Annotated in this window: 10 protein-coding genes; 5 read left to right on the top strand and 5 right to left on the bottom strand. The window is 65.9% G+C overall.

What is annotated here, in order from left to right; all coding sequences use genetic code 11:
- Positions 1–63: 63 nt before the first annotated feature.
- The 5 genes from GY791_00050 to GY791_00030 form a co-directional block, all read right to left on the bottom strand.
- On the bottom strand, positions 64–1,464 hold the full coding sequence (locus tag GY791_00050; protein MCP4326819.1) for an amidase: 1,401 nt from the start codon (positions 1,462–1,464) through the stop codon (positions 64–66).
- 105 nt (positions 1,465–1,569) lie between these two features.
- A complete protein-coding gene (locus GY791_00045) occupies positions 1,570–2,928 on the bottom strand; it encodes an adenylate/guanylate cyclase domain-containing protein (protein ID MCP4326818.1) in 1,359 nt (452 codons plus the stop codon).
- 112 nt (positions 2,929–3,040) lie between these two features.
- Positions 3,041–3,889: an MBL fold metallo-hydrolase gene (locus GY791_00040; protein MCP4326817.1), complete on the bottom strand. Its 849-nt coding sequence runs from the start codon at positions 3,887–3,889 to the stop codon at positions 3,041–3,043.
- A gap of 106 nt (positions 3,890–3,995) precedes the next feature.
- A complete protein-coding gene (locus GY791_00035) occupies positions 3,996–4,688 on the bottom strand; it encodes a response regulator transcription factor (protein ID MCP4326816.1) in 693 nt (230 codons plus the stop codon).
- Positions 4,689–4,780: 92 nt separating this feature from the next.
- The gene (locus tag GY791_00030) at positions 4,781–5,650 is read right to left on the bottom strand and encodes an alpha/beta hydrolase (protein ID MCP4326815.1); all 870 of its coding nucleotides are present in this window, start codon (positions 5,648–5,650) and stop codon (positions 4,781–4,783) included.
- Between the two features lie 140 nt (positions 5,651–5,790).
- Between GY791_00030 and GY791_00025 the strand changes: the two genes are divergently transcribed.
- From GY791_00025 to GY791_00005, 5 genes are all read left to right on the top strand, one after another.
- On the top strand, positions 5,791–8,157 hold the full coding sequence (locus GY791_00025; GenBank protein MCP4326814.1) for an AAA family ATPase: 2,367 nt from the start codon (positions 5,791–5,793) through the stop codon (positions 8,155–8,157).
- 1 nt (position 8,158) lies between these two features.
- On the top strand, positions 8,159–8,677 hold the full coding sequence (locus GY791_00020) for a L,D-transpeptidase family protein (protein ID MCP4326813.1): 519 nt from the start codon (positions 8,159–8,161) through the stop codon (positions 8,675–8,677).
- A 52-nt stretch (positions 8,678–8,729) separates the two neighbouring features.
- Complete coding sequence (locus tag GY791_00015; protein MCP4326812.1) at positions 8,730–10,334, top strand: methyltransferase domain-containing protein; 1,605 nt, start codon at positions 8,730–8,732, stop codon at positions 10,332–10,334.
- On the top strand, positions 10,331–11,923 hold the full coding sequence (locus tag GY791_00010) for a methyltransferase domain-containing protein (protein MCP4326811.1): 1,593 nt from the start codon (positions 10,331–10,333) through the stop codon (positions 11,921–11,923). Before GY791_00015 ends, GY791_00010 begins: the two co-directional genes overlap by 4 nt.
- Before the next feature lie 408 nt (positions 11,924–12,331).
- Positions 12,332–13,225, top strand: coding sequence for a class I SAM-dependent methyltransferase (locus GY791_00005; GenBank protein ID MCP4326810.1), 894 nt, complete (start codon positions 12,332–12,334; stop codon positions 13,223–13,225).
- Positions 13,226–13,472: the final 247 nt, after the last annotated feature.

Here is a 13,472-nt window from a genome sequence, read left to right as displayed (position 1 = left end):
CACTCCGTCATCCCGAGAAACGCCTCCGATTGATCTGATCGGTTCCGCGCCAGCGTCCGCGCCTCAACCCAGCGGCAGGCGCCCCTGCCAGGGACGGGCCGCCTCGTATTGCGCGGCGAGCGCGAACAGCGTCGCTTCGTCGCCAAAGCGCGCGGTGATCTGGATCCCCGCCGGCAGTCCCGAGTCGGGCCAGTGGAGCGGGATCGTGGCCGCCGGCTGGCCGCTGATATTGGCGATCGCGGTGAACGGCGTGAAGGCCAGAACCCGGTCGCTGAAGTTCCAGATGTCCGTCGTATCGGTGGCGAAATACCCGTGCCGCGGCGGCGGCGACGCCAACGCCGGCGACAGCCAAACATCGTAGCGCTCGAAAAACACGGCGAAGGCGCGGCCGATCCGATGCAATCCGTGAACCGCCGCCACATAATCGACCGCGGAGATACCGCGCCCATGCTCGGCCATCGCCCAGGTCAGAGGCTCGACGTCTTCGGGCGTCGTCACCGCCCCCGTCATCGGATGTCGCGATGGCAGATCGTGGGCCATGTTGGCGGCGATGACCGGAATCACCATCGCCTTGATTTCCTCGAGGTCGATGTCCGGGTCCGCTTCCTCCACGCCGTGGCCGAAATCCACCGCTAGGGCCGCCGCCATGTCGACCGCGGCGGCGCACTCATCGGCCACCGCGTCGCCGCCGGGCCCGCGCCTCGAGAAACCGATGCGGAGCCGGCCGGGATCGGCGCCGACTTCATCGCCAAACGGGCGCGCCGGCACCGGCGCAATAGCGGGGTCGCCGAGCATCCCGCCGGCGACGACATCGAGCAAGGCGGCGCTGTCCCGCACCGAGCGTGTCACCGCGTGCTGGGTCGCGAGACCGGCCCATGCTTCGGCCACGCCCGGCCCGAGGGGAACCCGGGCGCGCGTCGGCTTGAGTCCGAACAAGCCGCAACACGCGGCGGGGATGCGGATCGATCCGCCGCCGTCGCTGGCGTGAGCCATCGGCACCATCCGCGCCGCCACTGCGGCCGCGCTGCCGCCGCTCGAGCCGCCGGCCGAATGGTCCCTCTGCCACGGGTTGCGGGTGATGCCGAAGGCGACGGTCTCGGTCGACACCGAGAGCCCGAATTCCGAGGTCGCGGTGCGGCCGGCGATGACCACTCCGGCGGCGCGCAGACGGCGGACGATTTCGGCGTCCTGTTGCGGGACGAAACCGCGATACAGGCGGCTGCCGTTTTCGCACGGCGCGCCGGCGCAAAACGCATAGAGATCCTTGACCAGGAACGGAATACCGGTGAAGGGACCATCGGGCAGTCCGCCGGCGACCGCCGCCTGCGCCGCCTCGCCCATGTCGTGAACGACGGCGTTGAGGGCGGGATTGCGTTCGGCAATGCGCGCGAGGGCGGCGTCGAGCACCGCCGCGGCGTCGATCTCACCGCGGCGGATCAATGCTGCCAGCGCGGTCGCATCCAGCGTGTCATATTCGGGAAACTGCGGCACCGGTATCCTCCTATCGAGGGGCGGCCGCCATCACGCGCAAAGCGGGTGCCGAAAATCAAGAGGGCTTAGGGCGGCGCCTCAAGCCCCCAGCACGACGATATCGACCGGATCGGCAACCCCGGCGACATCGCGGCGGCGGCGGATATCGAGCTTGCCCTGGTAGCGATAGCCTTGCGCCGCCGCGGCCTCGTAGGCGTCGATCGTGGTCAGCGCGCGCACCTGCTCGGCCTTGGTGTGTTTTTCGAGCTTCGCGGCGAGGTTCACGGGATCGCCGATGACCGTGTATTCGAGGCGTGTCGCGTCGCCGACGGCACCGAACAGGACGCGTCCGTAGGCGACGGCGGCGCCGATGCGGACCGGTTCGTCGCCAGCCGCCACCCGTTCCCGATTCCAGTCGTCGATTGTGGCCAGAATCCCCTCGACGGAGCGCAAGGCTTCGGCCGCCGGCGCCTCGCTCGGCGCGGCGGCGCCGAAGGTCGCCAGAATGCCATCGCCGAGAAATTTATCGATCGTGCCCTGGTTGTCCTGGACCACCGGCACGACGCGGCGCTGGTACTCGCAGAGATAGGCGATCACCTCGTCGGCCGGATGCTTCTGCGCCAGCGCGGTGAATCCGCGGACGTCGATGGTCAAGATGGCGGCCTCGCGGAACAGGCCGTGTCCCGCCGTAATCCGCTCCTCGGAGGATTTGATGCGATCGGCGATTTCGGGCGAAAAGAAACGCGACAGTTCGCGCGCCGCGGCCTCCTCCGCCACCGAGCGCACGAGCAGCGTGCGGGCGCGATGGATGGCCAGGGCGATGATCGTGGTCACCACCAGGATCGACACGATCTTGTCGAATTCGGCACCGAGCAGAATCGAATTCGAGGTTAGATAGGTCACGTAGTTGCGGGTGATCATCGTGTCCTCGGGGTTCGAGAACAGGACATAGATGATCATCATGCCCCACCCGGCCGCCGCCACCAGCCCGGCCAGAATGACGAAGCGCGCTTCGAATCGCAGCGCCCGCAGGGCGATGAAGATAAACACGTAGAGCAATGTCGGCGCCTTCAGATAGAACGACGGCGGTTGGTCATACTGCAGATGGAAGGTCCAGATCAGGACCAGCAGCAAGCCCATGTCGATGACCACCGACAGGGCCAGCATCCACTGCGGCAAGCGATGGCGATAGGCGAGATAGAGCCGCAGCACGGTGAACAACAGGTACGCGGCCAAGGTGATCGGTACCGGCAACGCCGCCTCGCTCGACACCGTCTTCGGAGAGATCGCCCACAGGGTGCCGAATATCAGCACGACGGCGAGCTGGATCCAGCCGATCAGAACCTCGCTGGCATCCTGTTGAGCACGAATGGCGTCTCTGACCCGCGCCGGGAGCGACCGATAGAGGCTGGCGCTGCTTTGCGCCTGCCAACGGGTCACGATGCCGCTTCTCGCCATTGCCTGGCCACTCCTAACCTATTGACCCTGCCGCCAACGATATATGGCAGACGATCAGCGGACGGCGCCGCAAATCACGTTCATATGTGTGTGACCGCGCCGTGAGAGACGATCACGGGCTCAGGACAAGGCCCTCCTTGGCCACGATCGTGCCGGCCCGTGCGGCCTCGGCCTCGGCGGCGACGCGGTCCATGAAATCGTCGTCGTGGGCGGGATCGTGGTGGAACGGAACATAGGTTTTGACCCCGGCGGCGTCGGCCAGGCGCACCCCCTCTTGCCAAGTCGAATGGCCCCAACCGACATGCGACGGGAATTCGTCGTCGGTATAGGTCGCGTCGTAAATGAAGACGTCGGCGCCGTCGATCAACGCCAGAATATCTTTGTCGGGCTGGCCGGGCACGTGTTCGGTGTCGGTGACATAGCAAATGGAGCGCCCGCCGTATTCGATGCGATATCCCGTCGCCTCGTTGGGATGGTTGAGCGGGGCGGTGCTTATGGTCACCCCCGGCAGCGGGTTCAGCGATTCGCCGGCGACGAAGTCGGAATAGGTCATATCGGCCGAAAAGATATCCAGAGGTACCGGAAACAGCGGCGGCATCATCATGTCGTTGAGCACTTCGCGCAGCCGATATTTCGATACCAGATGGCCGGCGGCAAGCCGAAACCGGTTCTCGCCGACATAGAGCGAACTGAAAAAGGGTAGTCCGCAGACGTGGTCGAGATGGGTGTGGGTGAAGAACAGGTCGACGTCGAGCGGCTGCCCCTTCGCTTTTGCCTCCGAATCGAGCGCCGCGCCGAGCTCGCGGATGCCGGTCCCCGAATCGAAGATCAGCAGCGAATCACCACAGCGGATCTCCAGGCACGACGTGTTACCGCCGTATCTCGCGGTTTCCGGGCCGGGGCAGGGTATGCTGCCGCGCACGCCCCAGAAGCGGACGCTGAAACTATCCTGACCAGCCACAGGCCTTGGCTCCGTCGATCGTTTCCTCCCCGTCAAGTTTTTCCCGCACCGTAAGGACCGCCCGTGTTCAAGGCTGTGACTTCGGTCACATGGCGGCGGCCGGACGTCACGGGATCAGGCGGTAGCCGCCCGGCTCGGTCACGAGAATCCTCGCCCGCGATGGATCGGCCTCTATTTTCTGGCGCAGGCGATAGACATGGGTCTCGAGGGTGTGGGTGGTGACGCCGGCGTTGTAACCCCAGACCTCGTTGAGCAGGGTCTCGCGACCGACGACCTTGTCGCCGGTGCGGTAGAGGTATTTGAGAATTGCGGTCTCCTTCTCGGTCAGTCGCACCTTGCGGTCGGTCTGGGTGTCGACCAATTGCTTGGCGCTGGGCAGAAAGGTGTAGGGCCCGATCGAGAAGACCGCGTCCTCGCTTTGCTCGTGCTGACGCAACTGTGCGCGGAGCCGCGCCAACAGGACGCCGAGGCGGAACGGCTTGGTCACGTAATCGTTGGCGCCGGCGTCGAGGCCGAGGATGGTGTCGGCGTCGGATCCGGCGGCGGTGAGCATGATGATCGGCGATTTGACACCGTTGCGCCGCATCAGGCGGCAGGCGTCGCGGCCATCGATATCGGGTAGCCCGACATCGAGGATGATGGCATCGTAATAATCGGCCTTGCTCTTCTCCAGCGCATCGGCACCGGTCGAGGCCTCGACGATGTCGAACTCCTCGTGAAGCGTCAGCTGCTCGGCGAGCGATTCGCGCAATGCGTCTTCGTCATCGACCAGTAAGACCCTGCGTTTTCCCGAATTCACCACAATCTAGTGCCTCCTTCCTGCAGTCATGCCATACCCCGTCACCGCGATCCATTCGGAAATTTGTCGTAACGCATTATGAATTCAAGGTTTTAAGTGTAATCGGGGCGTTCGACTAGTTGCTTTACGGCGCCGAACAGGGCGCTGTCCGGTCGGGCCAACGCGGCGACGACGGAAAAATGATCGTCGCCCGGCGCGTCGACGACGGTCACGGATTTACCGGCGGCGCGCCGGGCGGTGGCGAAATCGTCTTGCTGGCGCAGGAACTCCGGCGACTCCTCGGCGCCGACCGCGACCACCAAGCGACCGCCGCCGTCGTCGACATGACGGATCGGACTGTGGCGGCCGACCATGGCCGGATCGAGGCCGATCTCGTCATTCATGAAGCTGAGCCGAATCGGCTCGAGGTCGTAGATGCCGCTGATCGCGCACCCGCCTTTGACGAGATCGCCGGGCAGCGCGGCGTCGAACCGGGGCCAGTCGGTCGACAGCATGACCGCCGTCAGGTGGCCGCCCGCCGAATGCCCCGTGACAAAGAGCCGGTTCGGATCGAGACCGTGTCCGGCGCCCTCGCGCCACAGCCAGGCCAGCGCGCGCCGAACGGCATCGACGATGTCGTCCATCGTCGCCGCCGGCGCCAACGGGTAGCCGATCGTCACCCAACTGATCCCCGCCGCCTTGAAGGCCGGGGCGGGGTAGGAGAAATGGTCCTTGTCCAGCGCCTTCCAATAGCCGCCATGGATAAACGCCAGCACCGGCGCCGACGGGCCGGCGGAAAAGATGTCCAACCGTTCGCGCTCGGCGGGCCCGTAGGCGATATCGAGCCGGCCGTCGGCGGTCGCGCGGACCGCGGCGCTGTCCGTGGCCCAACGGTCGATATGGGTCTGGTGGCCCGGGACCCGCGCCCGGTTGTTGTACTGGGCGTCCAGACCGGCCTGATTGTAATTCCGGTACAGTGCCATCACCCTGCTCCGCAATCGGCGGTCAGTGTGGCCCATCACGACGCCGCTGTCACCTTTACGCGAGCGGCCGGCCCCGGCCTTGACGGGTGCCGAAGGCACGCGCACCATCGCCGGACCCTGACCGATCCGGAGCCGCCCTCATGACCGCTCGCCGACTGGCGCCAGAATCGATCGCTCTGCCGCGCTTTCCCCTGGGCGAGACGAGCGCCGACGATGTCGAACTATTCGATCTGTCGTCGCACGCCCGCGCCCGCGCCGCCCTCGCGCGCGGCCTCGCGATCGACGATCCGGGCTTCAACATATTTGTCCTCGGCGAGGATCGCAGCGGGCGAATGACGGCCACCTTGGCCTATCTCGAGGACCACGTACGGACTAAGCCGACGCCGAGCGATTGGGTCTATCTCAACAATTTCAAGCATCCCCACAAACCCAACCCCTACCGGTTGCCGCCGGGCCAGGGTCGAAAGCTGCGAATCCGCATGGCAGCGCTGCTGCCGGCGATGCGACAGGCGCTCAAGAACGCCTTCGAATCGCCGGATTTCGCCAACGACATGCAACGCCTATCGGCGGCCGTGCAGGGGCGGCTTCAGAAACTTTTCGACGCGCTCAACGCGCAGGCCCACGCCCTCAACCTGCACCTCGAACGGACGCCCCAGGGCCTGTCGATCGCGGCGCTCGATGCCGACGGCAATGCGAAACCGCCCGATGCCCTCGGCGAGGACGAGCGCCGGGCGGTCAACGAGGCGCTTGATCAATTGCGCGAGCCGATACGCGGCTTCAACGTCGAGACCGCGCGCGAAGCGGCGGCCATGACCGAGCAGGTGTTGGAGCTGCGCCGCCAAACCGCCGATCTCGCGGTCGCTCCTTTGATCGACGAGCTCGAAGGGGAATTCGACGCGCTGGTCGGCCTCAAACGATGGCTGGTCGAGCTGCGGGAGGACGTCCTCGATCATCTCGACCTGTTCCTGCCCAAGGACGGCCAGGAGCCGCCGCCGGGGCGCCGCGCCGAGGACCGCTACGCGGTCAATTTGATGGTCGACAATGGCGACACGCCGCATCAGAGCGTCGTTCTCGAACCCAACCCGACCTTCGAGAATCTGTTCGGCTGCATCGAATACCAATCGGTCAACGGCGTTCTCGAAACCAACTTCTCGATGATTCGTGCGGGCTCGGTTCATCGCGCCAATGGCGGCATTCTGGTGCTCCGGGCGGAGGCGATCGCGCGCGAACCGGATGCCTGGGAAGCGTTGAAGGGTGCCTTGCGGGACCGGTTGCTGCGCATCGTCGAGCGACCCCGACGCGGCGCTCTGCCGCTGATCGGAGCGCCGTCGCCGAAACCGATTCCGCTCGACATCAAAGTCGCGCTCGTCGGCGCGCCCAATTGGTTCTACGCGTTCTTTTCGCTCGACCCGTCTTTTCAGTCCCACTTTCGAATCAAGGCGGATATCGACCCCGACATCCCGGCCGAGGTTTCCGATCTGGCGACCTATCGCGCCCTGATCGGGAAATCCGCGCAGCGGCTCGCCAACCGCAGTTGCGCCGCCGGCGCGATCGAGGCGCTTCTCGGACAAAGCGCGCGCTGGGCCGGGATGCGGGACCGCCTGACCTCCCGGTTCGAACTGGTCGAGGACGTGCTCAGCGAGGCCGCGGTCATCGCCGACGGCGAAAACAGCGACTGCCTGGACGCCGACCACATCGATGCCGCGCTCGAACAAAGACGGCAGCGCAATTCGCGGCTCGAGGACCGGGCCCAGGAGCAGATCGCGCTCGGCACGATGATGATCGATACCGAGGGCGCCGTGGTCGGCCAGGTCAATGGCCTCACCGTGCGCAGCACCGGCGACCACAGCTTCGGCAGCCCGACCCGGGTCACCGCGCGAACCTATGCCGGCGCGCGCGGCGTGCTGAACATCGAACGCGATATCGCACTCGGCGGACCGATCCAACAAAAAGGCGTCCTTGTTCTCGAAGGCTTTCTCAAGGGCCGTTTCGCCCAGCGATTTCCGATCAGCTTCTCGGCATCGATCACCTTCGAGCAGAGTTATGGCGGCGTCGAAGGCGATAGCGCGTCGCTCGCGGAACTGATCGCCATCCTGTCCTCGCTCGCCGACGTGCCGGTTCGTCAAGACATCGCGATTACCGGCTCGGTCAACCAGAGGGGCCGCAGCCAGGCCATCGGCGGCGCCAACGAGAAGATCGAGGGCTTCTTCCGCTCCTGCGAGGAGGCCGGCCTGACCGGCTCGCAGGGTGTTATCGTTCCGGCCGCCAATGAGATCCACCTCGCCCTGCGGCCTCCGGTCGCGACCGCGGTGGCCGACGAGCGGTTCCATATCTGGAGCGTCGCCACGGTGGAGGAGGCGCTCGAATTGCTCACCGAAATGACGGCCGGCGAGGGCGACGGCGACGGCCATTATCCGGCCGATACCGTCTATGGCCGCGTCATGGCGAAACTGACTTCCTATGACCGCGCCCTGAGCGAACGCGCCGGCCGCGAATTCGGAACCTGACGTGGACCTCCGCGTCACCGCGGCGGGCTGGCTGTACTACGACGAACACCGGATACGCTGCGCCTTGGGCCGCGGCGGCGTGCGCCGGAACAAGCGCGAGGGCGACGGTGCGACCCCCGTCGGCCGCTTTCCCCTGCGCCGGGTCCTTTATCGCGGCGACCGCCTCCAGGCCCCGGTCACCGCACTACCGGTGGCGCGGATCGCCCGTGACGACGGCTGGTGCGACGACCCAACGGACCAACGCTACAACCGGCCGGTCTCGATCCCCTACACGGCCTCTCACGAGTTGCTGTGGCGCGCCAACCGGATCTACGACATCATCGTCGTCCTCGGCCATAACGATGCCCCGGTGGTCGCCGGCGCGGGCAGTGCAATATTTCTCCACATCGCGCGGCCGGACTATGCGCCGACCGACGGCTGCCTCGCGGTCGCGCGCCGCGAGCTCATCGATCTCCTGCGGCTCTGCGATTCCGGCAGCACCCTGATCGTCGCGGAGGAGACGGACGGCGGCGCCGATTGACACGGCAAGACGATACGGGCAAATGTCCCGGCTCAGCCGCCCAAGAGCCCTGATGCAGTCTTCCCCCATCCCAAACGATACGCGGCCGTCGCCGCCATCCGATACCCGCGATACGGTCTTTCCCGGTGGCTACATCGGTTATCAGCAGCCCGCCCTGTTAAGCCTTGTCGCGGCGTCGCAAGGCTACCTGCCGCCGGATCCGGCGGCACCGTTCCACTACCTCGAACTGGGCTGCGGGCCGGGTGCGACTTTGAACGGCTTGGCTGCCGCCAACCCGCAGGCGTCATTCGTCGGTGTCGATTCCAACCCGGCGCATATACGGCTCGCCCGCACCGCCGCTGTGGACGCGCAACTGGACAACGTCGACTATATCGAGGCGGCGTTCGAGGACCTCGCCGTCGAGTCCCTGCCGCTATCGGATTACATCGCGACCAACGACACCTATTCCTGGCTCGGCCCGGCGGCGGCTACCGCGCTCCACGGGATTCTCGAGCGCCGTCTTCGCCCCGGCGGGTTGCTCTTTCTGGACACCCTGTCCTTGCCCGGCAAGGCGCCGATCGCGCCGCTGTGGTACTTTTTGCGCAAGACCACCGAGTCCCGAGGCGGCGACGGCGAATCGCGCGTGATCGAGGGCATGCGCCTGCTGTCATGCCTTAAGGACGCAAGGTCGCGTTATCTGACCCAGAACCCGCCGGCGGCAGAGATCCTGGACGGCTTTCTTTCCCATCTCGAAGACGACAAGACTCGGCGGCAATGGGCCCATCAGGCGCTGGCGGCCCACGCGGCGCCGGCGTATTTTCCCGACATCCGTGATCGCCTCGCCGCGGCGGGCGTGGAATTCGTCGGCAGCACCCGCCTCGCCAAGAACGACCTCGATCTGGCCGTGCCGGCCGCCGTTCGTCCGCTGGTCGACGCCGTCGACGATCCGGCCCTGGTCGAGTTGATCAAGGACTTCTGCCTCGACGAGCAGCAGCGCAAGGACGTCTTCGTCAAGGCGCCTACCTACGAGCCGGAGGCCGCCGCCGCATTTCTCGGCAGTCACTTCCATCTCGTTGTCACCGGAGACCGCGACCTGTGCCGGCGGCGGTTGGCCGCCCTCAACCTGCCGCCGGATCACCCGCTGGCCACCGAGGCCGAGCAAATCGCGGCGGCCGGACCGGGCAGCGGACTGGCCATGGGCGGGCTTCTCGCGCGCGCGGCGCAAGCGTCAGAGCCGGTGCCGGCAATTCCCAAAGCCATGATCTGGCTGCTCGATGCGGGGTTGGCGGCGATTGCCAAGGAACCGCCGCAACCGGTCGAGAGCAGCGGCGGGCCGCCTGGGGTCGCAGGCGCGTTCAATACCAGGGCGCTGTCCGCGGCGATGGCGGGCGGCGAGACCGCCTTCCTGGCGTCCCCGGTCACCGGCGGCTGTGTCCCGCTATCGCCCGCGGACGCGGTCGTCCTCAAACTCCGGGTCGGCGGCGGCGAGTCCCGGGCCACCGTCGCGGCGGGGTTGCACGGACTTTCCCTGCCGTTGGATTTAGCCGGCACGCCGAGACCCGGCACCGATCTGCACGAGCGCGATGTCGATGACCTTCTCGCCCGGTTCGATTCGATGATCGTTCCCCTGTTGGCGGCCTTGAAAGTGCTCGCGCCGGGCGCCGGAAGGGCGCCATGACCGGCCCACGGACCAAAGGCGGGAGTGATGATCCAGGTTACATTTCCGATGTTGTCTACCCCTCGGCCTATGTCCGGCATCAGCAACCGACGCTGCTCTGTCATGTCGTCGCTGCGCGCGGCATCGTGCCGCCCGACCCGGCATCGCCTTACGTTTACCTGGAGCTTGGCTGCGGCACCGGGGTGACCCTCAACGGCCTTGCCGCGGCCAATCCGGAGTCCCGGTTCGTCGGCATCGACTTCAACCGCGAGCACATCGAAATCGCCGGCACCACGGCGACGGCGGCGAACTTGAGCAACGTCCGCTATATCCGGTCGGCGTTTCCCGAAGTCGCCGCGGATGCGCTGCCCGAAACGGACTTCATCGCGATCCAAGGCACCTATTCCTGGCTCGATCCCGACGCGCAGACGGCGGTCCACGATATCGTCGCCCGCGTTCTCAAGCCGGGCGGCTTATTCTATGTCGAATACATGGCGTTGCCGGGTCATGCGCACACCGCGCCGCTGATGGAATTCGTGCGCCGGGTGTCCGCCGGCCACGGGCATGGCAGCCGCGCCCGCGTCACCGCAGGCATGGCGATGCTGGCGCAGCTGCAGGCGGCGAAGGCCGGTTACCTGGTGCGCAATCCGGCGGCCGATAAGCTCCTGACGACGTTTCGGGAGCAGATCAAGACCCAGGATAGCTGGGTCCGACGGATCGCCCACAATGCCCTGTCGCCGTATCGGCAGGCGGAATTTTTTCCCGACATGCGCGACCGGTTTCGCGCCATGGGCCTCCACTATGCCGGCAACCTTGCCGTCGATAGCAACGATCCCACGCTCTCGCTGCCGCCCGATCTTCTGGCCATGGCCGGTGAACTGAACGATCCCGCGCTTATCGAACTGGTCAAGGATTTCCACCATAACCGGCGTCAGCGCATGGACGTCTATGTCAAGGCGCCGGTATTCGATGCCGCCACCGCGACGGCGTTTGTAACCGAACGGCTGCCGATCGCGTTGATCGCCGATGGCGATCGATGCCGGCGGCGGCTGCGGGCGCTGGCGCGGCCGCCGAGTGACGCGATGGCGGCCGACACCGAACGCGTCATCGCCCAGTTGATCGGGGGTCCGGCGACGATCGCGGAGCTGAATGCGGGCAGCCCGGGCGGCGGCGACTACGCCGTGCCAACGGCGGTAACCTGGCTGTTGGCCGAGGATTTGGCGGCGGTCTGCAAACGCCGCCCGAGCGGCGGCGAGATCGGCGAACATGCGCCGCTCACCGCCACCAGCGAATTCAACGCGCTGAGCCTCGAGACCGCCGCGCGAGGCGGCGCCGGCATCTATCTCGCATCGCCGGTAATCGGCGGCTGCACCCATCATCCGGCACTCGAGGGCTGTATCCTGTCGTTCCTCGCCGACGGCGCGGTCCACGATTCATCGGCGCGCGAAATCGTCGACCGAATCCGAAGCCTGCCGGGGCCGTTCCAATCCCGTCAGGGTCCGGTCGCCGGCGCATCCCTTGGCCGTAGCGACATCGTCGGGGCCTATCGAAACGTCCGCACTGGCGTTGTTCCGTTGCTTGTCGCGCTCGACAGCCTCAAACCGGCATGACGCTCCTGGATCGGGCCGAATCGCCACCGGGCGATCCTTCACTATTCGTTGAATTGTCGCCAACCGCCGCCATATCCGAAGACAGATCATCGGAGAAGAGGCGGAGAGATGGCCAAAATCGGCCATAACGGCTCGTTGCCACCGGAATCTGTGCCGGGAACAGCGCTGCGAAGTTGGTTGACGCGCGGCGAATGACGGGTTGGAATGCCGAGCAGGCACGGCGTAGATGCGGGGTCTCCTCGGAATCGCCACATTCCAATGCCTCGATTGGGCCGCTTTTCGACCCGCTCGATCTGTTGGGCTGTATCGCAGGCGGCAGGAGAACAAAAAAATGAACGGTCGTTACGTGCTGAAAGGGGTGGCGGGGTCTTCATGTTCGATCATCTAGCGAACGGACGAAAATTGTCCGTGTCCGCAAGTCTTACCGCGGTTCCGTCGAGGCCGGGCTCTGAGCGCCCGCGCCGCGGCGCCATCGATGCGGTACCCGATCTCACCGGCCTCGACCTCTCCTCGCTCGCCGAGGGCCATAATTATGGCCATTCGGGTTATGTCGAACGCGGCTTTACCAATGAGGCCACGTTCTACCGCGACATCGTCGCCGGCGCGAATTTCGATCACGACGAGGATATTCTCGATTTGGGCTGCGGCTTCGGCCGATGGTCGGTGTTTCTGGCCGAGGTCAACCGGTCGGTCACCGGGATCGATCCGATGGGCGGCCGCCTCACCATCGCCCGCAATCTGTCGGCGCGGCTGGCCTTCGACAATACGGTCTTCGCCGGCGGCACCAGCAACGAGTTGCCGTTCACCGAAGCGCAGTTCGATGGCGCCTGGTGTTTCAGCGCCCTGCATTTCGTCGACCGCAGCCAGACTCTGGAAGAACTGCGGCGCGTGCTGCGGGCGGACGGGCGACTGTTCGTCGGCCTGTATTTCGCCGTCGGGCGCATGATCGCGCTGCTGTGCTACGCGTTCGAGGACGGCGGTTGGCAGGACCCGGATTTCGCGTTTGCCGCGCGCGCCCTGCAGACCGGGGCGGCGGCGGCCGGCCCGCCGAATTTCGGCACCGTCGACGAGATCGACGCGATCATGGGCGGCCATGGCTTCCGCGTCGAGCGTTTCTTCGACCTCGACCCGGGCCGCTCGGCGATCCTGTCGGCGGAAGAGACCGAGATGCTGAGCGATCCGGCGCACTTGGTGCACCGCTTCCGTTCGGAAGCGGCGTTCCGCGAACGGCTGCTGTCGGACTATCAGCGCCTGTGCCACGCCTTCGACTACAATCTGAGTTTTCTGGCCCGCCGGATTTGACGCGCTCCGGCCCTACTTCCAGCCATTGATGTGACGCCGCGACGGCGGCTGCGGCATCGCATGCTCCGATTTGGGAATCCCCTCCAGTTCAAACACAACCGAACCTGCTCTAGCAGGGTGCTGAAAAAGTCGGTGAGATGGGCAGGGCTCGCAATAAAAGAATCGACACGGTGCCACTAGCGAAAAGAAAGAATCGCCCCCGGGTCATTTAGGAATCATTCTTGCTCAAATCCGTGCCGGAAATAGT

Source organism: Alphaproteobacteria bacterium (assembly GCA_024244705.1).
Classification (GTDB): Bacteria; Pseudomonadota; Alphaproteobacteria; order JAAEOK01; family JAAEOK01; genus JAAEOK01.
The sequence above is the reverse complement of the archived record's forward strand: the minus strand, read 5'-3'. Positions and strand labels throughout refer to the sequence as shown.